Here is a 22,105-nt window from a genome sequence, read left to right as displayed (position 1 = left end):
GACGACATCAGCGAAGGGTGGTGCCGCTCGTGCCGGTCAGTATTGCCCGGGGACCGTCCTGACGCGCCGGTACACCCGCCGCACATCCGGGATCTCCTGTACAGGAGAGGGCGGCGCGTGCCCCGGGGACTCCCGACGGCGGCCGCAACCAGACTCGATGACCGGCCAGTTGGCGCACGGAGCGGCCGATTCCCCATCTTGTCACGGCGTGTTCGCGGCATTTACCTTTGCCGCTCCTGACGCGTGTCGAGGGGGCTTTCCATGGCCGTACGCGGCCGGCACCGCCGGTATCAGCCGACAAGGATCAATCGTGCCTCGCTCACCGTCACGGTGGGCGGCGCCGGCATGGCACTCCCGCTCATCGGCACCGGCGCCGCGCACGCGGCCGACGTGGACACCTGGAGCAAGGTCGCCGCCTGCGAGTCCAGCGGCGACTGGGGCAGCAACACGGGCAACGGCTACTTCGGGGGGCTGCAGTTCACCCAGTCCACCTGGGAGGCCTACGGAGGGACGGCGTACGCGCGGCGCGCGGATCTGGCCACCCGGGACCAGCAGATCGCCGTGGCCGAGAAGGTCCTCGAGGGACAGGGGCCCGGGGCCTGGCCGGTGTGCTCCGGACACGCCGGTCTCACCCGGGGCGGTCCGGGCCCCGACACCCCGAGGGCCGCGCCGGCAACCGCCAAACGTTCCGTCCGCGACGTGAAACCGCAGACCACACCCCAGTCGCAGGTGGGCACCACCGAGATGTACACCGTGGTGCACGGCGACACGCTCTCCGGCATCGCCGGCTCCCACCACGTCCGGGGCGGCTGGCAGCGGCTGTACGCGGCCAACCGGACGACGGTCGGCGCGGACCCGGACCTGATCCTTCCCGGCCAGCGGCTGAACCTGCGGTCCACGGCGGCCGAGGCCCCGGCACACCCGGAGGCGACACCGGAGCGGACCCGCAAGACGCCCGAGCGGCTCCCCAGGACGCCCGAGCGGGCCCACAAGCCGGCCTCCCGGAAGCCGCCTTCGCACCACAGCGCCACCACCCACTCCATGGTCGCCCCGGTGAACGCCGCGATGGGCACGCCGTACCACACCGCGGGATCGGAGTGGTCGAAGGGCTACCACACCGGCGTCGACTTCCCCGTGCCGACCGGCACTTCGGTGCGGGCGGTCGCGGCCGGGCAGGTGGTCGGCGCCGGCTGGGGCGGCTCCTTCGGCTACCAGGTGGTCATCCGGCACGCCGACGGCCGCTACACGCAGTACGCCCACCTGTCGGCGATCTCGGTCAGGGACGGGCAGAGCGTGGTGGCCGGCCAGCGCATCGGCCGTTCCGGCTCCACGGGCAACAGCACGGGCCCGCATCTGCACTTCGAGGTGCGGACGGGCCCCGGCTTCGGCAGCGACATCGATCCGGTCGCCTATCTCCGCGCGGGCGGTGCCACCGTCTGACACCGGTAGGTCCGGTACCGTCCGGCGGGAACGGACCGGTCAGGACCCGGCCCGAGCGCGATGCCGGTCCAGGGCGGGCGCCGGGACGAACACCCCGGCGCGCAAGGGGCCGCACGGGCCCGACGGCTCGCCGTCCGTGGTGGGACCCCAGTCCTCGTACGGCTTCTCGAACAGGTGCTGCTCGTCCGCAACGATCCTCTGCGGCGCGGGCACCGAAAGCTCCGGGACCGAAAAGTCCGGCACCGAGACCTCCGGCACCGAGACCTCCGGCACCGGCCGCACCTTCGCTCGCTGCTCGCCGTCGAGCCGCTCCGTGGTCAGCAGGACCAGTCCGCCGGCGGTGAGGACGCCGCAGCCCAGGGCGAGCACGGTGCCGGTGGTGCCGTAGCGGAAGGTTTCGCCGAACAGGGTGATGCCCACCGCGGCCGCCGCCACCGGATTGACGACGGTCAGCGTGGCGAGCGGTGCCGCGAGACCCGCGCCCCGGTAGGAGGCCTGTGACAGCAGCAGACCGGCCGCCGCGAAGACGCCTATCGCCGCCAGGCTCGGCAGCTCCGCGAGCAGGACCCCGTCGGGCCAGTCCACCGCGACCGTCTTGGTGAACACCGACGACATGCCGAACGCGACACCGGACGCCACCGCCAACAGCACGCTGCGCAGCGCCGGATGCCGGCGCGTCGCCCGCCCCGCGACCACCAGCGCCAGCATGCCGCCCGCGGTGACCAGGGCCAGCGTCATGCGCTCGGCGCCGCCCAGGGAGTGCGTGTCGGAGGCGCCGACGAGGGAGAGCAGGCCGCCGAGGCCCACGGTCGCCATGACGGCACCCCGCCAGGCGGTCGCCCCCGCCCTGCGACCCACGCACAGGGACGCCAACGGCAGCGCGAACACGATCGTCAGCGCGCCCAGCGGCTGGACCAGGCTGAGCGGGCCGTAGGCGAGCGCCGCCACGTGCAGCAGCCCGCCGAGACCGTTCAGCACCACCGCCGCCCACCAGGCCGGCCTGCGCAGCGGCGCGTAGGACCGGTCGGACGCGGACACGGCGACCCGCTCCTGCACGATCGCCCCGCCCGCGTACGCGACGGCCGAGACGAGCGACAGGAGAACGGACAACGCGAGGGCGCTCATCGGCGACTCCTTCGCGTGGAGCGGGGGCGGGCGGCCCGGCGCGACGAACGGTCTTCTTCCATGGTCGACACGATGCCGCCCGAGGCTGTTCGCGTCGTCGTACCTGAGCACCCATTGGGTCATACTGCCGATGGAGTACGGAAGCGCTTCTCTCCTCCCCAAGAGGGGGACCGAAGGCCGCGGCCCCCTGGGGCGTGACCCCCGGTCCGGAGCTCGCAGCAGGCAGCGCGCTTGGTAGTACTTGACCCGTGGACCTCGATCCCGATCTCTCGGCGCTCGGCGCGCTCGGCGGCTTCTTCGTGCTGCGCACCGGAGCGCCGCCGCGCGGGGCACTGCCCACGCTCGCACAGGCGTACGCGTCCGAACCGCCGGAGGGCGACGCGGATCCGCTGACCGTGCGCATCCGCAGGGTCGCCCGGACTCTGCGGGCGCCGGAACCCCGGGTCGCCGCCTCCCTCGCCCACCAGGGCCTGGCGGCCCGGCTCTGGTCCGTCGCGCTCGGCTGCGCCGCTCTGTACGGGCGGGTGCCCGACCTCGCTCCCCAGCTGCTGCGGTGGGACCCGGAGGGCGGCGTGCCCGACGACCTGTGGCTGAGCGACGTGCGCCCGCTGCCGGTCGCCTCGCTCGGCACCGTCGTCCGTGAGGGACACCTCGCGCCCCTCACGGCCGCGCTCCGCGCCCGCCACCGCGTCTCTGCGGGACTGCTGTGGGGCAACGCGGGTTCCGCGCTCGCCGGCAGCGTCCGCATGCTCGAGCGCTGGGGGCGGGAGTCCGGACGCACGGACGTGGCGGAGCGGGCCAGTTCCCTCGCCGCCGGGCTGTTCGCGCACCCCGACCTGTCGGGCACGCTGGACCCCGGCACCGGCCGCCGCCGCAGCTGCTGCCTCCACTACCGTCTTCCCACGGGCGGACTGTGCGGCGACTGCTGCTTCGACCGTCCTCCGGGGCGCGAGTGAACCGGGTGGTCTTCCGCAACGGCCGCATCTGGGTGACCATGTGGGAACCAACCGCTGAGACAGGGGGTACCGGGTGCGTGTGGGACTGCTGACCCGGGAGTACCCGCCGGACGTGTACGGCGGTGCGGGCGTGCATGTCGAGTTCCTCGCCCGGGAGTTGCGCTCCCTCGTCGACCTGGACGTGCACTGCTGGGGCGAGGGCGGCGCGGGCGGCGTCATACGCCACCGGCCCTGGACCGGCCTCGACTCGGCCAACGACGCGCTGCGCACCTTCTCCGTGGACCTGTCCATGACCGCGGCACTCCGGGGCCGCGAGCTGGTCCACTCGCACACCTGGTACGCCCATCTCGCCGGCCACCTCGCCAAGCTGCTGTACGGCGTCCCGCACGTGATGACCGCGCACTCGCTGGAGCCGCTGCGCCCCTGGAAGGCCGAGCAGCTCGGCGGCGGATACGCGCTCTCCAGCTGGGCGGAACGCACCGCGATCGAGGCCGCCGACGCGGTGATCGCCGTCTCCGGCGCCATGCGGGACGACATCCTCGCCTGCTACCCGGCCCTCGACCCGGCGCGGGTGCACGTCGTGCACAACGGAATCGACACCACCCTGTACCGGCCGGACCCCGCTACGGACGTCCTCGCCCGCATAGGCCTCGATCCGGTCCGCCCCTATGTCCTGTTCGTCGGGCGGATCACCCGCCAGAAGGGCGTGCCCCATCTGCTGCGCGCCGTACGGCACATCGACCCGGCGGCCCAGGTGGTCCTGTGCGCGGGGGCACCGGACACCCCCGAGGTCGACCGCGAGTTCCGTGACCTGTTCGAGGAGCTGAGCAGCAGCCGCGAGGGCGTGCACTGGATTCCCAAGATGCTGCCGCGTCCCGAGGTCGTCCAGCTCCTCACCCACGCCACCGTGTTCGTCTGCCCGTCGGTGTACGAGCCGCTCGGCATCGTCAACCTGGAGGCCATGGCGTGCGGCACCGCCGTGGTGGCCTCGCGCACCGGTGGCATCCCGGAGGTCGTGGACGACGGTCGCACCGGCCTGCTGGTCGATGTGGACGACGACTTCGAGGAGCATCTCGCGCGCGCCCTCGACGCCGTCCTCGCCGATCCGGTGGCCGCTCGGCGGATGGGCGAGGCCGGACGGGAGCGCGCGGCGGGGGAGTTCGGCTGGGACACGGTGGCCCGCCGCACGGTCCGCCTGTACGAGCACGTGCTCGTACAGGGGGGAGTGCCCCGGACCGGGGCAGGGAACGAGCAAGAGCGGCACAACCGGGCGTAGAGGGGCGGCGGCATGCGGCGCGGTGGACCTTCGGTGCTGGGAATCGTACTGGCCGGCGGGGAGGGCAAGCGGCTGATGCCGCTGACCGCCGACCGGGCGAAACCGGCCGTGACCTTCGGCGGCACGTACCGCCTCGTGGACTTCGTCCTGTCGAACCTCGTCAACGGCGACATCCTGCGCATCTGCGTGCTCACGCAGTACAAGTCGCACTCGCTGGACCGGCACATCACCACCACCTGGCGGATGTCCAGCCTGCTCGGCAACTACGTCACCCCGGTACCGGCCCAGCAGCGGCTCGGCCCGCGCTGGTACCTGGGCAGCGCGGACGCGATCCTGCAGTCGCTGAACCTGATCCACGACGAACAGCCGGAGTACGTGGCGGTCTTCGGCGCCGACCACGTCTACCGCATGGACCCGAGGCAGATGCTCGCGCAGCACGTCGAGGGCGGCGCGGGCGTGACGGTCGCCGGCATCCGGGTGCCGCGTGCGGAGTCCTCGTCCTTCGGCGTGATCACCCCCGGCTCGGACGGCCGGACGGTCGAACGCTTCCTGGAGAAGCCCGCCGACCCGCCCGGACTGCCGGACGATCCCGAGTGCGTCTTCGCCTCGATGGGCAACTACATCTTCACCACCAAGGTGCTGCTCGAGGCGTTGCAGCGGGACGCGGAGGACGAGAACTCGGTGCACGACATGGGCGGATCGATCCTGCCCCAGCTCACGGACCGCGGCGAGGCCCAGTTGTACGACTTCAGCAGCAACCACGTGCCCGGGGAGACCAGCCGGGACCGGGGCTACTGGCGGGACGTGGGCACCCTGGACGCGTACTACGAGGCGCACATGGACCTGATCGCCGAGCGCCCCGCCTTCAACCTCTACAACCGCAACTGGCCGATCTACACGCACTCCAGCCAGTTGTCGCCGGCCCGTTTCAACGCGGGGGGCATCGCGAGCGAGTCGATCATCAGCGCCGGATGCCTGGTCCGCGGCCAGGTGACGCGGTCGGTCCTGTCGCCGGGGGTCGTCGTGGACCCGGGCGCCGTGGTCCAGGGTTCCATTCTTCACGACAACGTCCATGTCGGCCGAGGCGCGATCGTCCGCGGAGCGGTCCTCGACAAGAACGTGGAGGTGCCACCGGGCGCGACGATCGGCGTCAACCCGGAACGGGACGCGGCACTGTACACGGTGTCGAAGGGCGGAGTGATCGCACTGGGGAAGGGGCAGCGGGTGCCGTAGCCGCCGGGGCCCGGCCGGCTCGCGGCTCAGCGGAAAACGGGGACGTGCTCCCGGGCCCAGTCGGCGAAGGGGCGGGGCGGACGGCCCAGGACGCGTTCGACGTCGGGGCTGACGCGCTGCTCGGCGGGGGTCGGCTCGCCCAGGATGGACAGCGTGGTCTCGGCCACCGGCTCGGGCAGGAACCGCAGCATCTCCACGCGGGCCTCCTCGCGCGTCAGTTCGACGAACCGTACGGGTTCGCCGAGTGCGGCGCCGATCGCCTGCGCGGCCTGCCGGGGCGTGGTGAGGGAGGGCCCGGTCAGCTCGTAGACCCGGCCGCCGTGACCGTCCTGCCGCAGTGCCGCCGCGGCGACCTCGGCGATGTCGCCCGGGTCGACGGTCGGCAGTCCGACGTCGCCGAACGGTGCCGCGACGGTCCGCCGGGTCCGGACCGGCTCGGCCCAGGCGCAGGCGTTGGAGTGGAAACCGCCGGGCCGCAGGATCGTCCACTCAAGGCCCGACTCCCGTACGGCGTCCTCGATGACGCGCCCCACGCGCCCGTGCGAGTCCGACTCCGGTCGGGTCGCGACACCTTGCGAGGACAGCAGCACGACCCGTGCGACACCGCAGGCCTTCGCCACGTCCAGGATGTCCCGTGGGCTCAGCAGATGCGCACTGGGGCCGCCGTTCTGCAGGAAGAGCGCGTCGGCGCCGTCGAACACGGGCCGCAGGCTCTCGGCGTCGGTCAGGTCCGCCGTCCGCCACCGCACGCCGCTGGGCACCTCGGCCTTCGAGATCCCGCGCGAGGTGGCGGTCACCCGTTCACCGGCGGCCAGCAGCATCCGCACGAGCGCCCGGCCGACGTTGCCGGTCGCCCCCGTCACCACGATCATGGTCAACTCCCTGTTCTTTCCCGGTGGTTGTCGAGACGCAGGGACGCTAACACCGCCGGTATAGTAGGTACCTACAGGAAAGCGGCTATCCCGGGGGGATGCGCATGGAGGGCGAAGCGGTCCGGGCGGCCACCGCCGCGACCGATCCCGCACTCGCCTGTCCCATCGCCCCGGTCGTGGACATCGTCTTCAGCCGCTGGACGACCCCGATCCTGTGGACCCTGCACGCCCATGGCCGTCAACGCTTCGTCGAACTTCAGCGGCGCATCGCCAGGATCACCCCGAAGGTGCTGACCCAGCGGCTGAGGCAACTCGAACGCGACGGGCTGATCGTGCGCACGTACCACGCGGAGGTTCCCCCGCGCGTCGAGTACGAGATCAGCGAACTCGGCCGCAGCCTCGCCCCGCTCTTCGCGCACCTCGCGCAATGGTCCGCCGAGCACCTGGACGAGGTGGAGCGGGCCCGCGACGAGTACGACACCGACCCGGCCCGGTAGCACCGCCGGGGCGGCACGGGTGGGTGAACGGCCGCCGTTCGCGAAGAACCTCGGGGAGTGCCTTCTCGTTCCCCATCCCGTGGAGTCGCAGCTCTCCGGCATCGGGCGGCACGAGGACCGTACGCGGTACCGCCGCACCTTCACCGTGCCCGCCGTCCGGCGCATCGGTACGGGCAGGCGGCTCCGGCTCGCACGACCGATGCCGGGCGTCCGCGCGCCGCGTACCAGGTGCTGATCCGCGACACGGCCGCGGCAACCTCATCCGGGTCCGTGAATCTGACGCCCCGCCACCTCAGAGTGCTCAACGACGTCGATCCTTTCGGAGGTCTTCCCAGATGAGACGCACCCGGCGCCTGCGCCTCGCCGCCGCGAGCACGGTGGTGGCCTCGGCGCTGTCCCTCCCCCCGGCCGCTCACGCCGACGAGCCGCACGACGACGGGCTCACCGGCCTGGTGAACCCGTTCATCGGCACGCAGGACGAGGGCAACACCTTCCCCGGCGCCGCAGTGCCCTTCGGCATGGTGCAGTTCTCCCCGGACACCGGGCACAGCACCGGCTACGACCACACCCAGAACCGGATCCGCGGCTTCTCCCTCGTGCACCTCTCCGGCGTCGGCTGCGCCATCGGAGGAGACCTGCCGGTGCTGCCGACGACGGGTGACGTGACCGAGACGGACTACGCCAAGTACGCGGCCACGTTCAGCCACGCGAACGAGCAGGCCGGCCCCGGCTACTACAAGGTCGGCCTCGACAGCGGCATCGAGGCCGAACTGACGGCCTCGAAGCGCACCGCCGTGCAGCGCTACTCCTTCCCGGCCACCGCCAAGGCGAACGTGCTGCTCAACGCGGGCCAGGCGCTGCACAGGAACGTCTCGTCCAAGGTGGAGATCCTCGACGACCACACCGTGCGCACCGAGATCACGGGCAGCGGGTTCTGCCGCTCGACCCGGCCGTACAGGCTCTACACGGTCACCCGTTTCAACCGGCCGTTCGCCGCGCACGGGACCTGGTACCAGGACTCGATCACGCCGGGAGGGACCCATTCCTCGGGGCCCGGGCGCAACGGCGCCTACGTCACGTTCGACACCACCAAGAACCGCACCGTCGAGGCGACCACCGCACTCTCCTACGTCGACGCGCACGGTGCCGCCGTCAACCTCGGTACCACGTACGGACGTTCGTTCGACTCCGTGCGGGAGGACGCCCGACGTGCCTGGGAGGCCCGCCTCGACACCGTCCGGGTACGGGGCGGCGAGGCCACCCTGCGCACCACCTTCTACTCCTCGCTGTACCGGTCGCTCCTCGCGCCGAACATCGGCAGTGACGCCGACGGCCGTTACACCGGCTGGGACCAGAAGGTCCACCGCGCGCAGGGCTTCACGTACTACCAGAACTGGTCCCTGTGGGACACCTACCGCACCCAGTCCCAGCTGCTGTCCCTGCTCGCGCCGCGCGAGGCCCGCGACATGGCGATCTCCCTGCTCAAGGTCGACGAGCAGGGCGGGTGGCTCCCCAAGTGGGGCTATGCCACGGTCGAGACGAACGTCATGAGCGGCGATCCCGTCACCCCGTACCTCACCCACGCCTATCACCAGGGACTGCTCAAGGGCTACGAGGAGCGGGCCTACCGGGCGCTGAAGAAGAACGCCGACGGCGTGCCGCCCGCCGACACCATGTACGTCGGCCGTGAGGCGAATCGCGAGTACATCGCACACGGCTTCGCGCCCTACATCAAGGGCCGTCCCCACACCAAGCCCGGCGACTCCGACTACCACCACGGCGGGTCGGTGACGCTGGAGTACGCGCTCGCCGACGCCATGCTCGCCCGGATGGCCCGCGATCTGCGACACCCGGCGGACGCCGCCCGCTACGCCGCCCGGTCGCGGAACTACCGCACCCTCTTCGACCCCTCGACCGGCTTCTTCCGCGCCCGGGACGCCTCCGGCGCGTTCACCGGCCCGGCCGATCCCGCCAGGAGTGAGGGGTTCCACGAGGGCACCGCCTGGCAGTACCAGTGGCTCGTGCCGCAGGACCTGCCCGGCATGGTCGGGCTCATCGGCGGCCGGAAGGCGGCCAACGACCGGCTCGACGCCTTCTTCGCCTACGGCGAGCTGATGCAGGACCCGGTGAGGACCGCCCGGGAGGTGTGGGTGCACGGACCGTACGCCTACTACAACGCGGACAAGTACAACCCGCAGAACGAGACCGATCTGATTGCCCCGTACACCTACCTGTCGACCGGTGAGCCCTGGAAGACGACAGACGTGGTGCACGCGGCGCTGGCCCTCTTCACCGACGGGCCCACCGGCATCACCGGCAACGACGACCTCGGCACGATGTCCGCCTGGAACGTGCTGTCGTCCATCGGCCTCTTCCCCGTACAGCCCGGCTATCCCACCTGGGGTCTGACCACCCCGGTGTTCGACCGGGTCGATCTGGCGCTCGACCGGGCGTACTACCCGCGCGGACGGCTGACCATCACCGCACCCGGCACATCCCGGGGCGATCGGTACGTCCAGAACGTGCGCATCGACGGAACGGCGTACGAACGCACGTACATCACCACGGACGCGTTGCGGCGACTGGGCACGCTGGAGTTCACGGTCGGCGCGCGGCCGTCCGGGTGGGGCACGGCGCCGGAGGCCGCGCCGCCCCCGCTGAAATGACCTCTTCGGCCCCATCGGTCCCGCCTCTCTCGGCGAGGCGGGACTTAATCCGCTGTTAACTGTACGTAGCGTGATCGTACTTGACCGTAATCGTCTGTCGGAGGTTGACTCGTGCTTCCCTCATCGTCGACGCGAGGCAAGCCATTGACTTCTGACCTGCTCGCACCACTCGACCTGGCGTTCTGGAACATCGAGTCCGCCCGGCATCCCATGCACCTCGGCGCCCTCGGCGTGTTCTCCTGCCACTCGCCGACCGCGGGCGCCCATGCCGCGGACCTGCTCGCGGGGCGCGCCGCCGCGGTGCCGGGACTGCGGATGCGGATCCGCGACGTGTGGCTGCCGGACGTACGCCTGCCGCGCGACCTCGCCGCCGCGCGCCTCCCGCTCGCCCTGGGCGGCGCGACCCGGGAACCCGACCCGGACTTCGACCCCCTGCGCCATGTGCGGTTGCACGCGCCCACCGCCGACTTCCACGCCGAGGCCGGGCGGCTCATGGAGCGCGCGCTGGTGCGCGGCCGGCCGCCGTGGGAGGCGCATGTGCTGCCGGGGGAGTCCGGCACGTCCTTCGCCGTGCTCTTCAAGTTCCACCACGCGCTCGCCGACGGACTGCGCGCGCTGACCCTCGCGGCCGCCGTCCTGGACCCGATGGACATGCCCGAGCCGCGGCCACGCCCACCGGAGCCCGCCCGGGGCCTGCTGCCCGACGTGCGCAGGCTCCCGGGGCTGCTGCGCGGCACGCTCGCCGACGTGGGGCGCGCCCTGGACATCGGCACCTCCGTCGCGCTGTCCACCCTCGGCATGCGCTCCTCCTCCGCGCTGACCTCCGAGCCCAGCGGCACCCGTCGCACGGCCGGTGTCGTCATCGACCTCGACGACGTGCACCGGGTGCGCAAGTCGGCGGGCGGCACCGTCAACGACGTACTGATCGCGGTCGTCGCGGGGGCCCTGCGGCGCTGGCTGGACGAGCGCGGCGACGGCAGCGCCGGTGTGGAGCCGCGGGCACTGATTCCGGTCTCCAAGCGCCGGCCGCGCACCGCGCACCCACAGGGCAACCGGCTCTCCGGCTACCTGATACGGCTCCCGGTCGGTGACCCGGACCCGCTGGAGCGGCTGCGGACGGTGCGCATGGCCATGGACCGCAACAAGGACGCCGGGCCCAACCGGGGCGCGGGCGCCGTCGCGCTGCTCGCCGACCACGTGCCGGCGCTGGGGCACCGGCTGGGCGGGCCGCTGGTCAGCCAGGCCGCGCGGCTCTGGTTCGACATCCTGGTCACCAGCGTGCCGCTGCCCAGCCTGGGCCTGAAGCTCGGCGGCAACCCGCTCGCCGAGGTCTACCCGCTCGCCCCCCTGGCCCGCGGGCAGTCCCTCGCGGTGGCGATCTCCACCTACCGCGGCCGCGTCCACTACGGGCTCGTCGCGGACGGCCGGGCGGTCCCGGACCTGGAACGCCTGGCCCGGGCGGTCCCGGACGAGGTGGAGACCCTGCTGGCGGCCTGCCGCATCTGAACGGGACGGACCCGTGCTCCGGTACTCCGAGTGCGACCGGGGCACGGGTCCGCCCGCCGGGGCGGGTGGGAGATCGGCGGAGGTCCGGGGTGCAGCCCGGGGGCGTGATCACCGCGGGTTTGGTGACCGGCCCCGCTGCTCCGTAAAATTCCCCGTTCGAAAGCGAGCGCGGTCGGAGCGCTGCGCGGGTGAGCGAGGAACGGCAGCGCGATGACCTTGACAGAGGACGGCCTGATGGGCGGCGGATCGGCGTCCCCGGGCGAGGTGTCGTACGGCCCCGGCATCGATCCGGAGCGCCTGGCCGTCTGCCTCAGCGTGCTCGAGGAGCTGGACAAGCTCGACGTGGACCACCCCGACGCGATCAGGGTGCGCCGGGCCACCTCGCACATCTACCGCACGGTCAAGCAGCGCCGCCGCCAGGAGCGCCGCGCCGCCAAGACCGCGCACGACAAGGCCGTCACCGAGGCCACCGCGACCGGATCCGCGCAGCGCATCGACGACGAGACCGAGGGCATCCTGCCGTCCTCGGCCACCGGGACCGGCCAGATCGCGGGGATACTCCAGCGCCCGCGCTCCTGCTACGTCTGCAAGACCCGCTACGTCGAGGTCGACTACTTCTACCACCAGCTCTGCCCGAGGTGCGCCGACGAGAACCGGGCCCGCCGCGACGCCCGCACGGACCTCACCGGCAAACGCGCCCTGCTCACCGGCGGCCGCGCCAAGATCGGCATGTACATCGCGCTGCGCCTGCTCCGCGACGGTGCCCACACCACGATCACCACACGCTTCCCGAACGACGCGATCCGCCGCTTCAAGGCCCAGCCCGACAGCGACGAGTGGATCCACCGGCTGAAGGTCGTCGGCATCGACCTGCGCGACCCGGCCCAGGTGGTCGCGCTCGCCGACTCGGTGGCCGCCGAGGGACCGCTGGACGTCCTGATCAACAACGCGGCGCAGACCGTCCGCCGCTCCCCGCAGGCCTACGGCGAACTGGTGGCCGCCGAGTCCGCCCCGCTCCCCGCGGGCGAGCTGCCGGCCGCCGAGGTCATCGGGACGTTCGGCTCGGGCGCCGTGGCCGCGCTGCCCGTGGCCGGCGGCGGCGCGCTGACCGCGCAGGACGTCACCGACCTGGCGCTGGTCTCCGGCTCGGCGTCCCTGGAGCGCATCGCGGCCGGTACGGCCATCGACGCGGGCGGGCTCGTCCCCGACCTGCACGACACCAACAGCTGGGTGCAGACGGTGGAGGAGGTCACCCCCGTCGAGCTGCTCGAGGTCCAGCTGTGCAACTCCACGGCGCCCTTCATCCTGATCAGCCGCCTGCGCCCGGCGATGGCGGCGTCCAGGGCCCGCCGCACCTACATCGTGAACGTCTCCGCCATGGAAGGCGTCTTCAGTCGCGGCTACAAGGGCGCCGGCCATCCGCACACCAACATGGCCAAGGCCGCCCTGAACATGCTCACCCGCACCAGCGCCCAGGAGATGTTCGAGAAGGACCGCATCCTGATGACCGCCGTCGACACCGGCTGGATCACCGACGAGCGCCCGCACCCGGACAAGGTGCGCCTGGCGGACGCGGGCTTCCACGCGCCGCTCGACCTCGTGGACGGCGCGGCCCGGGTATACGATCCGATTGTGCGCGGCGAGCAGGGCGAAGACCTGTACGGCGTCTTCCTGAAGGACTACGCGCCAGGGAAGTGGTGAGCCCGGAAGCGGCCCGAAGGCGGTGACGCGGGGCTTCTGACGCGTCAACCGGTGCCGGCCGGGTACTCGTCCTCGACGAGCACCGCGCAAGGAGGTCGCATGTCCACTCCACATGAGATCGATCCCCGCGCCGCCGGTGATCCCCGCAACGTCTACCCGAGCGACGAGCAGTTCTACAAGTCCGACCGTCCGGCGGACTGCGTCCTGCCGGAGGACCGGCCGCGCGGACGGAGCACCCCGGCGCCGCTGAAACACCGGAGCACCTGGGCCACGGTCGGGCTGATCGTGTGCATCGTGCTGCTGATCGCGGCCGGGATCGCACTGTTTCCCTGAGCTACTGTCCATTCCGTACGGCGTGCGCCCCGGAGGCCGAAGGCCCCGGGGCGCACGTACGAAAACCCTTCGCCGTGGTGCCGACCCGGCGGTTAACGTCCCGCCATGCCCTGACTCACCACTGCCTGCGGCCGTCTCCGGCGCAGCGTGAGAACCAAGGAAGGCGGCCTGCTGTGACCGTTCCGAACGTCCTGCTGTCCGGCATCGTCGGGTCCACCGCGTACGGGCTCGCCCACGAGGGCTCCGACGTGGACCGGCTCGGCCTGTTCGCGGCGGCCACCGAGCGGCTGCACGGGCTGCACCCGCCGAAGGAGTCGCACGTCTCCACCGCCCCGGACCGCACCCTGCACGAGGCCGCGAAGTGGTGCCGGCTCGCGCTCGGCGGCAATCCGACCGCGATGGAGCTGGTGTGGCTCCCGGACGAGTTGTACGAGCATCGCACCCCGCTCGGCGACGAGCTGATCGGTCTCCGGACGTCCTTTCTGTGTGCCCGGCGCGTCCGTGACGCCTACCTCGGCTACGCCACCCAGCAGTTCCGTCGCCTTCAGGCCCGGGAGAACGGCTCCTTCTCCGCGGGCACCCGCGGACGAACCGCCAAACACGCCCGCCACCTCAAGCGGCTCTGCCACCAGGGCCTGGAGCTGTACACCACCGGCCGCCTGACCATCCGCGTGGAGGACCCTCAGGAGTACCACGCGTTCGGCGAGCGCGTGGCCGCCGACCCGGCCGCCGCGCTGCCCCTGCTCCGGTGCCATGAGAACGCCTTCGCCGAGGCGCGCGCCGCGCTGCCCGAGCGACCCGACGAGAGGGCCGTCGAGGCATGGCTGCGCCGCGTCCGCGCCCACTTCTACACGCCCGGCGGGCCGGCGCGCGTGCCGGTCGGCGGGGCCGGGTGAGCAGTTCGAGGAGGGGACCGAACGGGAGGCACCGAACCGCGTCGAAAGCCGTCAAACCGGGGGAAAAGCGGTCGCGTGCCGCCGTACGACTCAAGACAGTTACACGGTTGTTTCAGCCCCATCGAGCGGGAGCGCGCTCATTTGGTTAACCTGAGGTGTACGGACAGCCGCTGGGGTCCTACCCACACCCACGGTCAGTCCAGGGCAGGCCGGTCATCACGGCCTGCTCTCGTACGAGTTGCCGGCGCCACCGCGTCCGACCTTTTTGACTCATACCCGACCGGACGTCGAGGCACAGCGGCACACTGGACCGGAACGTCCTGAGGGTTACCCGACACATAAGGAGTGCGCGGTGACACCGGAGAAGACGCATCACGAACAGCGCCCGAAGGAACGCGTGGAGCGCGGGGGCCGTCGTACCGAGAAGAAGCTCGGCAGCCTGGACGTGTGGGCCCGTTCCGCCCCCATCCGGCTGGCCGGCTACGAGGACGACCTCGCCGAGCCGCACATCCTGCCGAGTGTGGACTGACCGGCGGACCCGTCGTGATCACTGACGGCATGGGCGTGCGAGACTCGCGCCCATGCTGATCAGAGAAGCCGCGGCCGGCGACTGGTCGCGCATCTGGCCGTTCTGGCGGCGGATCGTCGCCGCCGGGGAGACCTACACCTGGGACCCCGACACCACCGAGGAGGCGGCCCGCGCCCTGTGGATGGCGCCGGCGAAAAGCGTGTACGTCGCCGAGGACGACGCCGGAACGGTCGTCGGCTCGGCCTATGTCACGCCCAACTACGGCGGCCCGGCGGCAGGTATCGCCAACGCCGGCTTCATGGTGGACCCCGACCGTGCCGGACAGGGCATCGGCCGTGCTCTCGCCGAGTACATCCTGGCCGCGGCGAAGTCCCAGGGCTACCGGGGCATGGTCTTCAACGCGGTCGTCGAGACCAACCCCGCGGTGGGGCTGTGGACGTCCCTCGGGTTCGCGATCGTGGGCACCATCCCGGACGCGTACGACCATCCCCGGTTCGGGAGGGTGGGGCTGCACGTCATGTACCGGGCGCTGTAGGGGCGACTTCCAGCCGAACTCCATGGACCCGCCACCGGACCACGGGGCGGGACGGCGGGCCTGAGCACCGCCGGGAGGTGGCACGCGGCGGTGCCCCGGCGTCGCCGTGCCGGGAGGCCGGCCGCCTCGCCCAGGGCGTCACCCACCAGCGGCTGCGTCGTACCCGGTCGACGAGATCGCCCAGGGCGACGGCGCCGTGCTGCGCGTCGGCGGCCATGTGTGCGCCGCGTCCCCGGGAGGACTCGGGGCAGCTGCACGCGGTGCCGGCGCGCTGCCCCCACCTCGGCCGCCTCGTCGCCGTCGACCGCGCCGAGCAGCCTGGGAGTGCCTGCCACGGTTCCCGGCTTCGACGCCGACGGACGCGTCCCGCAGGCCCCGGCCCCGCGGCCGTCGGAGCAGCGGGACGTCCAGGCGCGCCCACCGACGACGCGCCACCGGTGGACGACGCCCCACCGGTGGCGCGCCGCGTTCACACCCCGGTGTCCGTCCCCGTCCGTGCGCAGGTGATGCACAGGTCCGTGTGCGGTACGGCCAGCAGACGGTCGCGGCCGATCTCGCCGCCGCAGGAGGCGCACCGGCCGAAGCCGGGCGCTCCCACGCGGGACAGGGTGGTGAGGATCCGGTCCAGCAGCGTCCGGGCGCGCTCGGTGTCCGTACGCAGGCTCTCCAGGGCCGTCGCCTTCGCGCTCGCGTCGCCCGCGTCCAGGTCGCAGTCGGCGGACAGGGCGGACATCTGCGCCTCGGCCGCCGCGAGCTCCACTTGCAGCGCGTCCGCCTCGGCGGTCAGCCGCTCGGCGATGTCACGCAGATCCTCGGTCGACAGTTCCGTCGTCGGCATGGGTACGTCACCTCGGGCTCGTCTCTTCAGGACGGTCACGGCTTGAGCAGGGTCTTGATCATGCCGTCCTCCTTGGCCTGGAACATCGCGTAGGCCTTGGGGCCGTCCTCGAGCGGCATGGCGTGTGTCCTGAAGCCGTCCACACCCAGCGGGTCCTCGTCCGTGAGCAGCGGCAGGATGTCCTCGACCCAGTTCCAGACGTTCGCCTGACCCATGCGCACCTGGACCTGCTTGTCGAACATGGTCAGCAGGGGCATGGGGCTCGCGGCCCCGCCGTACACCCCGGAGACGGAGAGCGTGCCGCCGCGCCGCACCAGGTCGATGGCCGTGTGCAGGGCCCCCAGCCGGTCCACGCCGGCGTGCTCCATCAGCGGCTGCGCCACGGCGTCGGGCAGGTGACCGGTCAGCCACTGCGCGGCCTTGGCGAACGGCGCGCCGTGCGCCTCCATGCCGACGGCGTCGATGACGGAGTCCGGCCCCCGCCCGCCGGTCAGCTCCCGCACCGCCTCGGTCAGGTCCTTCCCGCTGTGGCGGCGCAGATCGAAGCAGGTGACTCCGCGCGCAGCGGCGCGCTCCAGCCGTTCGTCCACCAGGTCCACGCCGATGACCAGAGCGGCGCCCCGGTGCCGGGCGATCCGGGTGCACATGTCGCCGATGGGCCCGAGGCCCAGGACGGCCACGCTGCCGCCCTCGGGCACCGCCGCGTACTCCACCGCCTGCCAGGCGGTCGGCAGCACGTCGGACAGGTACACGTACCGGTCGTCCGGAGGGCCCTGGGGCACCTTGATGGGCAGTCTGTCGCCGAACGGCACCCGCATGAACTCCGCCTGCCCGCCCGGCACCTGTCCGTACAGCTTGGTGTAGCCGAACAGGGCGGCGCCGGTGCCGCGCTCCCGGACCTGGGTGGTCTCGCACTGCGAGTGCAGGCCCCGGTCGCACATGAAGCAGTCACGGCACGAGACGTTGAACGGGATGACCACCCGGTCGCCCGGCTTGAGCGTGCGGACCTGCGGCCCGACCTCCTCGACGATGCCCATGGGTTCGTGGCCGAGGATGTCGCCCGGGTCGATGTAGGGACCGAAGAGCTCGTACAGATGGAGGTCGGAACCGCAGACCCCGCTGGACGTGATCCTGACGATGACGTCGTCGGGGTTCTCGATCCTGGGGTCGGGGACCGTCTCCACGCGGACGTCGCGTCGGCCCTGCCACGTCAGTGCTCGCATGTCCTGCTCCTCCGGTCTTGCCGCAATGCGGGCTCGGCACCGGTCCTGTCGGCTACCGGGCTCCCGGTCCGAGTCCCCGGGGCGCCGGGTTCGACACACCGACGTGGCGGGCGGTGGCGGTCACACGCGGGAGTCGAACCGCTCCCAGACGCGGTGCTTGGTCAGCAGTCCGGTGATCTGCTCCAGCGCGCCGGAACCGGTCCGGGCCGTCACGACTCCGGGAGCGTCCGTCGGAACACCGGCCGCCCGGAGCGCGGCCTCGGCGCCGGCCCAGCCGCCGATCGCCTTGCCGTGCCGGAAGGCCTCCGCCAGCATCAGCAGCACCCGGGGATCGACGCTGCCGTCGGCTCCGGGCTCCCCGGCCTTCGCGTCGCGCGCGCCGTACGCGTCGGGGGCGGGTGCCGGGGCGCCGGCCACGAGCACGGCGTCGTACTCGACGGACCGGGCGGTGGCGAAGCTGCGCTGGACGGTGAGGGGCTCGCCCTCCGGATCGAGCTTCCCGCCGGTGGGAGCGATGATCAGCGGCACCATACCGGCGCTGAACACCGCGTCCCGCACCGTACGCAGGCCGTCCAGGTCGGTGTCGCCGTCGGTGACGACGCCGATGACGCGCCCGTCCAGCGGCCAGGTGCCGCCCAGCTGCGACAGGGCGGGACTGGGGTCGAGGGCGACGATCGGCACGGTGGCCTCGGGCGCGGGCAGACCGAGGCCGGCGGCGACCTGGCCGCACAGCTCGGGGTCGATGTTGGCGAGCACCCGCAGTCCTCGTTCCTTGACGGCCTGCTCGTAGCACTTGCCGAGCTCGAACGTGTAGGCGGCGACCAGGTGTTCCCGCTCCACCGGGCTCAGGCTCAGCCAGAACATCCTCGGCTGGGTGAAGTGGTCCTTGAAGGACGCCGGTGCGGTACGGGTCTTCGTCGCCTCGGGGATCGGCACCGGGGTCTCGACGTACGCGTGGTCGCCCGCGCCCGCCGTGAACGGGCAGCCGCCGTCGAGGGAGTTGGGCCGGTAGGGGGCCACCCCGGTGTGCACGGCCGTCTGGTGCATGCCGTCGCGCAGCATGTCGTTCACCGGGGCGTGCGGCCGGTTCACCGGGATCTGCGCGAAGTTGGGCCCGCCCAGGCGGGTGATCTGGGTGTCCAGGTAGGAGAAGAGGCGGCCGGCCAGCAGCGGGTCGTCGGTGATGTCGATGCCGGGCACCAGATGGCCGGGGTGGAAGGCGACCTGCTCCGTCTCGGCGAAGAAGTCCGACGGGTTGGCGTTCAGCGTGAGCAGGCCGACGGGCTGCACCGGCGCCAGTTCCTCGGGAACGATGTTCGTGGGGTCCAGCAGATCGATGCCCTCGAAGGTTTGTTCGGGAGTGTCGGGGAAGGTCTGGATGCCCAGCTCCCACTGCGGGCAGGCGCCCGCCTCGATCGCGTCGGCCAGGTCGCGCCGGTGGAAGTCCGGGTCCGTGCCGTTGATGAGCTGGGCCTCCTCCCACACCAGGGAGTGCACACCGAGCCTCGGCTTCCAGTGGAACTTCACCAGCGTGGTGGCACCCTCGGCGTCGACCAGCCGGAAGGTGTGGACCCCGAAGCCCTCCATCATCCGGAAGGAACGCGGAATGCCCCGGTCGGACATGTTCCACATCGTGTGGAACGTGGCCTCGGTGTGCAGGGTGACGAAGTCCCAGAACGTGTCGTGCGCGCTCTGCGCCTGCGGGATCTCCCGGTCGGGGTGCGGCTTCGCGGCGTGCACCACGTCCGGGAACTTGATGGCGTCCTGGATGAAGAACACCGGGATGTTGTTGCCGACCAGGTCGAACACGCCCTCGCCGGTGTAGAACTTGGTCGCGAAACCCCGGGTGTCGCGCACCGTGTCGGCCGATCCGCGGGAACCCAGCACGGTGGAGAACCGGACGAACACCGGAGTCTCGACGTCCCGCTGCAGGAAGGCCGCCATGGTGACGTTCGCCGCGGTGCCGTAGCTCCGGAACACCCCGTGCGCCGCGGCTCCGCGGGCGTGGACGACCCGCTCCGGGATGCGCTCGTGGTCGAAGTGGGTGATCTTCTCTCGCAGATGGTGATCCTGGAGCAGGACGGGCCCGCGCTCACCGGCCTTGAGGGAGTGGTCCGTGTCGTACAGGCGGTTGCCCTGCGCGGTGGTGAGGTAGGGACCGCCCTGGGCCCGCGCCGTCGTGTCCGCATCCGTGGGGCGACCCGTCGGACCGACCGCGGCGGGGGCCGCCTGGTCGGGCTTGGGCGGCAGCGGCGCCCTGGGCTCGGTCGGCTCCGCCACCTGGGGCGGCTCGGCACCGGGCCTGCCGGGAACGGCGCCGTCCGCCTGCCCGTCGCCCCGCAGCGCGTCGGCCACCTTGTCCTTCATGCCTTTGACCGGGTTCTCGCTCATGTGGTTGCCGCCTTCCGGGCGTGTCGTCCACGCGGCGACGGGCGCGGAGGGGGACATCCTTCCGCGCCCCAGCAGGAAGCGCCGCGCGTTCGCGTTCGCTTGCCCCGCCTGGGTACCCACGCCCTCCTCGGTGAAGCGTGTACGCAGCAGCCAATGTGGCCGGGGAGCGCCGCACGCCCGCCGTCGGACTCCGCCGGATCCTCCCGGGACCCCGCGGATCCCGACGGAGACCGGCGACCGGCCGTAGGGACTCGGCCCTCAGTCCTCACCCCGGACGATGTTGCCCTCCGCGCCCCGGCGCGGCCAGGGCCTCTTCCCGTCGTCGACGGCCGGGACGCAGGTGCGCAGGCCGTTCTCGCGCAGGCGGCGGGCCTGCGCCCAGCCGGTCTCGGGCGGACGGACGACGGACTTCTCACTTGGCTGTGCGGTCACGACAGTTCATCTTCTCTCTGCGTCTTCGGGCGCCGGGCCCCATCTCGTCGGGGTCTCGCGGCGCTTGTTGACCGAGTCCCCAGGGACGGCGACGGGAAACGGCCTTGCGAGACGTGTGCCTCCCCCGTGCGCCACCTGGTGCGGCAACGCACTGCGCGCACCGCCCCGGAACGACGGGTGAGGCGTCGGGCGTCCCTCGGCGACCTGGCCATCGAGCGGGACCGGAGTCGGCGCTCGGTGACGTCAGCGTGGCGAGGTCCAACGGGTAAGTCCGGTGTTCAACCGGCCGGCTCGGAGTGGGGGGCGGTACCCCGGCTCAGCGGTGCGGTGCGCCGCCAGGGCCGCAGTGACTCCAACCGGCCCGCAACCGCGAGGAGTTCCCGCTCCGAGCCCGGCCGCCCCACCAGTTGCACCGCGCAGGGCGCGCCGTTCGGGAGGGCGCCGAACGGGACCGACATCGCGGGCCAGCCCGTGAGGTTCCACGGCGGGGTCATGGGGGAGTAGGCCGTGTTGGTCAGCACGTTGCGCAGCCAGCCGCGCTCGTGCCAGGCGGCGGCGACCGGCCCGCGGCGGGCGAGCGCCGGGGTGAGCAGCACGTCGTACGTGGCGAAGAACGGTTCGAGGAGCCGGCGCAGTCGGTCACGGCGGTCACCCGACCGCACTTTGCCGACGAAACGCCGGCCCACCGCCGCGTGCACCCGGGTGCGCCGGGCCAGCCGCCGGCGGTCGAGGCCCTCGGCGTCCACCGCCGTACCCGCCGTCCAGTGCGCCAGCGACGTCGTGCCCAGCCACCAGGGGTACGGCGGCTCGTCCGGACGCACGTCGTGCCCGGCCCGCGACAGCAGTGAGGCCGCCGCGCGGGCCGCGTCCGTGTACGGGCGGCTCACGGTGACGCCGAGCAGGGGACTGCGCAGGGAGAGCGCGATTCTGTGCGGTGCGGTTCCCGGCGCCTGATCGTCCCCCGCCCCCGCCAGGACGTCGAACATCAGCCGTGCGTCCTCGGCCGTCGTCGCCAGCGGCCCGTTCTCGGACATCCCGAACCAGTCGCCGTTGCCGATCCCCGCCGGGACCGTCCCGCGCCCCGGCTTGAGGGCGACGAGGCCGCAGTTCGCGGCCGGAATGCGCAGTGAGCCCATCCCGTCGTTGCCGAGCGCCAGCGGCACCATCCCGGCGGCCACCGCCGCGGCGCTGCCCCCGGAGGAGCCGCCCGCCGTGCGCGTCAGGTCCCACGGGTTACGGGCGGTGCCGTGCACCCCTTCCGTGGTGCCGAAGACGCACAGCTCCGGCACGTTCGTCAGACCGACCACCACGGCGCCCGCCGCGCGCAACCGGGCCACCGTGACATGGTCCCCCTCGGCGGGAGTGTCCGCAGTCGCGGCCGAGCCGTTGCGGGTCGACTCGCCGCGCACCGCCAGATTGTCCTTGACCGCCACGGGCACGCCGGCCAGCGGCAGTCCGGCCAGATCCGCCCGCCCCGCGACCTCGTCGGCCTCGGCGAGCGCCGCCTCCCCACGCACCCGGCGGAAGGCGCCGACGTGGCCGTCCAACTCCTCGATCCGCCCGAGATGCTCGGCCACCACCTCCCGCGGGGCGACCCGCTTCTCCCGTACGGCGGCGGCTATCTCGGCGGCGGTCCGGCCGACCCAGCTGGTCACG

At 72.4% G+C, this 22,105-nt stretch carries 19 protein-coding genes and 1 pseudogene; 13 read left to right on the top strand and 7 right to left on the bottom strand.

Features of this window, described 5'->3' with window-relative positions; all coding sequences use genetic code 11:
* The first annotated feature begins 261 nt into the window (after positions 1 to 261).
* Complete coding sequence (locus AC5WS8_RS21465; RefSeq protein ID WP_496105064.1) at positions 262 to 1,440, top strand: peptidoglycan DD-metalloendopeptidase family protein; 1,179 nt, start codon at positions 262 to 264, stop codon at positions 1,438 to 1,440.
* Between the two features lie 39 nt (positions 1,441 to 1,479).
* Here AC5WS8_RS21465 and AC5WS8_RS21460 read toward each other — a convergent pair whose 3' ends face one another.
* Positions 1,480 to 2,565, bottom strand: a complete 1,086-nt coding sequence (locus AC5WS8_RS21460) for a DMT family transporter (protein ID WP_496105063.1) — start codon at positions 2,563 to 2,565, stop codon at positions 1,480 to 1,482.
* Positions 2,566 to 2,813: 248 nt separating this feature from the next.
* Between AC5WS8_RS21460 and AC5WS8_RS21455 the strand changes: the two genes are divergently transcribed.
* The 3 genes from AC5WS8_RS21455 to glgC all read left to right on the top strand — a co-directional run bounded on the left by AC5WS8_RS21455 (position 2,814) and on the right by glgC (position 6,030).
* On the top strand, positions 2,814 to 3,521 hold the full coding sequence (locus AC5WS8_RS21455; protein WP_496105062.1) for a (2Fe-2S)-binding protein: 708 nt from the start codon (positions 2,814 to 2,816) through the stop codon (positions 3,519 to 3,521).
* Between the two features lie 73 nt (positions 3,522 to 3,594).
* The gene (gene glgA / locus AC5WS8_RS21450; RefSeq protein ID WP_496105061.1) at positions 3,595 to 4,797 is read left to right on the top strand and encodes a glycogen synthase; all 1,203 of its coding nucleotides are present in this window, start codon (positions 3,595 to 3,597) and stop codon (positions 4,795 to 4,797) included.
* 12 nt (positions 4,798 to 4,809) lie between these two features.
* Positions 4,810 to 6,030, top strand: a complete 1,221-nt coding sequence (gene glgC / locus AC5WS8_RS21445; RefSeq protein ID WP_496105060.1) for a glucose-1-phosphate adenylyltransferase — start codon at positions 4,810 to 4,812, stop codon at positions 6,028 to 6,030.
* Positions 6,031 to 6,056: 26 nt separating this feature from the next.
* Here the strand turns inward: glgC and AC5WS8_RS21440 are convergent, their stop codons facing one another.
* Positions 6,057 to 6,902, bottom strand: coding sequence for an NAD(P)H-binding protein (locus tag AC5WS8_RS21440; protein WP_496105059.1), 846 nt, complete (start codon positions 6,900 to 6,902; stop codon positions 6,057 to 6,059).
* A gap of 98 nt (positions 6,903 to 7,000) precedes the next feature.
* Between AC5WS8_RS21440 and AC5WS8_RS21435 the strand changes: the two genes are divergently transcribed.
* The 9 genes and pseudogenes from AC5WS8_RS21435 (at position 7,001) to AC5WS8_RS21395 (ending at position 15,565) form a co-directional block, all read left to right on the top strand.
* A complete protein-coding gene (locus AC5WS8_RS21435; protein WP_496105058.1) occupies positions 7,001 to 7,399 on the top strand; it encodes a winged helix-turn-helix transcriptional regulator in 399 nt (132 codons plus the stop codon).
* A 10-nt stretch (positions 7,400 to 7,409) separates the two neighbouring features.
* Positions 7,410 to 7,589: pseudogene (locus AC5WS8_RS21430) on the top strand (hypothetical protein); the annotation flags it as partial.
* 145 nt (positions 7,590 to 7,734) lie between these two features.
* Entirely contained in the window at positions 7,735 to 10,065 is a 2,331-nt protein-coding gene (locus tag AC5WS8_RS21425) for a GH92 family glycosyl hydrolase (protein ID WP_496105057.1), read from the top strand.
* Between the two features lie 144 nt (positions 10,066 to 10,209).
* Positions 10,210 to 11,571: a wax ester/triacylglycerol synthase family O-acyltransferase gene (locus AC5WS8_RS21420; RefSeq protein ID WP_496105056.1), complete on the top strand. Its 1,362-nt coding sequence runs from the start codon at positions 10,210 to 10,212 to the stop codon at positions 11,569 to 11,571.
* A 210-nt stretch (positions 11,572 to 11,781) separates the two neighbouring features.
* Positions 11,782 to 13,272 (top strand): SDR family NAD(P)-dependent oxidoreductase, encoded by a 1,491-nt coding sequence (locus AC5WS8_RS21415; RefSeq protein WP_496105055.1) that lies wholly within the window; start codon positions 11,782 to 11,784, stop codon positions 13,270 to 13,272.
* 99 nt (positions 13,273 to 13,371) lie between these two features.
* Positions 13,372 to 13,605, top strand: a complete 234-nt coding sequence (locus tag AC5WS8_RS21410) for a hypothetical protein (RefSeq protein ID WP_496105054.1) — start codon at positions 13,372 to 13,374, stop codon at positions 13,603 to 13,605.
* Positions 13,606 to 13,778: 173 nt separating this feature from the next.
* Positions 13,779 to 14,501, top strand: a complete 723-nt coding sequence (locus AC5WS8_RS21405; protein WP_496105053.1) for a nucleotidyltransferase domain-containing protein — start codon at positions 13,779 to 13,781, stop codon at positions 14,499 to 14,501.
* Positions 14,502 to 14,853: 352 nt separating this feature from the next.
* A complete protein-coding gene (locus AC5WS8_RS21400) occupies positions 14,854 to 15,030 on the top strand; it encodes a hypothetical protein (protein ID WP_496105052.1) in 177 nt (58 codons plus the stop codon).
* Positions 15,031 to 15,082: 52 nt separating this feature from the next.
* Entirely contained in the window at positions 15,083 to 15,565 is a 483-nt protein-coding gene (locus AC5WS8_RS21395) for a GNAT family N-acetyltransferase (protein ID WP_496105051.1), read from the top strand.
* 469 nt (positions 15,566 to 16,034) lie between these two features.
* Here the strand turns inward: AC5WS8_RS21395 and AC5WS8_RS21390 are convergent, their stop codons facing one another.
* From AC5WS8_RS21390 to AC5WS8_RS21370, 5 genes are all read right to left on the bottom strand, one after another.
* A complete protein-coding gene (locus AC5WS8_RS21390) occupies positions 16,035 to 16,403 on the bottom strand; it encodes a TraR/DksA family transcriptional regulator (protein WP_496105050.1) in 369 nt (122 codons plus the stop codon).
* 35 nt (positions 16,404 to 16,438) lie between these two features.
* The gene (locus tag AC5WS8_RS21385) at positions 16,439 to 17,626 is read right to left on the bottom strand and encodes an alcohol dehydrogenase catalytic domain-containing protein (RefSeq protein WP_496105049.1); all 1,188 of its coding nucleotides are present in this window, start codon (positions 17,624 to 17,626) and stop codon (positions 16,439 to 16,441) included.
* 120 nt (positions 17,627 to 17,746) lie between these two features.
* The gene (locus AC5WS8_RS21380) at positions 17,747 to 20,017 is read right to left on the bottom strand and encodes a catalase (protein WP_496105048.1); all 2,271 of its coding nucleotides are present in this window, start codon (positions 20,015 to 20,017) and stop codon (positions 17,747 to 17,749) included.
* Positions 20,018 to 20,275: 258 nt separating this feature from the next.
* Positions 20,276 to 20,449 (bottom strand): hypothetical protein, encoded by a 174-nt coding sequence (locus AC5WS8_RS21375; protein WP_496105047.1) that lies wholly within the window; start codon positions 20,447 to 20,449, stop codon positions 20,276 to 20,278.
* 278 nt (positions 20,450 to 20,727) lie between these two features.
* On the bottom strand, positions 20,728 to 22,104 hold the full coding sequence (locus AC5WS8_RS21370; RefSeq protein WP_496105046.1) for an amidase: 1,377 nt from the start codon (positions 22,102 to 22,104) through the stop codon (positions 20,728 to 20,730).
* Position 22,105 lies beyond the last annotated feature (1 nt).

It is taken from the genome of Streptomyces sp. PTL18, assembly GCF_059510295.1.
Note: the sequence above shows the minus strand (reverse complement) of the source record. Positions and strands in the feature narration are given on the sequence as shown.

Excerpts from the sequence above, each read along its gene's own strand:
- AC5WS8_RS21440 (WP_496105059.1), bottom strand. The coding sequence starts at position 6,902 with ATGATCGTGGTGACGGGGGCGACCGGCAACGTCGGCCGGGCGCTCGTG.
- AC5WS8_RS21410 (WP_496105054.1), top strand. The coding sequence starts at position 13,372 with ATGTCCACTCCACATGAGATCGATCCCCGCGCCGCCGGTGATCCCCGC.
- AC5WS8_RS21395 (WP_496105051.1), top strand. The coding sequence starts at position 15,083 with ATGCTGATCAGAGAAGCCGCGGCCGGCGACTGGTCGCGCATCTGGCCG.
- AC5WS8_RS21425 (WP_496105057.1), top strand. The coding sequence starts at position 7,735 with ATGAGACGCACCCGGCGCCTGCGCCTCGCCGCCGCGAGCACGGTGGTG.
- AC5WS8_RS21390 (WP_496105050.1), bottom strand. The coding sequence starts at position 16,403 with ATGCCGACGACGGAACTGTCGACCGAGGATCTGCGTGACATCGCCGAG.
- AC5WS8_RS21385 (WP_496105049.1), bottom strand. The coding sequence starts at position 17,626 with ATGCGAGCACTGACGTGGCAGGGCCGACGCGACGTCCGCGTGGAGACG.
- AC5WS8_RS21465 (WP_496105064.1), top strand. The coding sequence starts at position 262 with ATGGCCGTACGCGGCCGGCACCGCCGGTATCAGCCGACAAGGATCAAT.
- AC5WS8_RS21415 (WP_496105055.1), top strand. The coding sequence starts at position 11,782 with ATGACCTTGACAGAGGACGGCCTGATGGGCGGCGGATCGGCGTCCCCG.
- AC5WS8_RS21380 (WP_496105048.1), bottom strand. The coding sequence starts at position 20,017 with ATGAGCGAGAACCCGGTCAAAGGCATGAAGGACAAGGTGGCCGACGCG.
- glgC (WP_496105060.1), top strand. The coding sequence starts at position 4,810 with ATGCGGCGCGGTGGACCTTCGGTGCTGGGAATCGTACTGGCCGGCGGG.
- AC5WS8_RS21460 (WP_496105063.1), bottom strand. The coding sequence starts at position 2,565 with ATGAGCGCCCTCGCGTTGTCCGTTCTCCTGTCGCTCGTCTCGGCCGTC.
- AC5WS8_RS21435 (WP_496105058.1), top strand. The coding sequence starts at position 7,001 with ATGCGCATGGAGGGCGAAGCGGTCCGGGCGGCCACCGCCGCGACCGAT.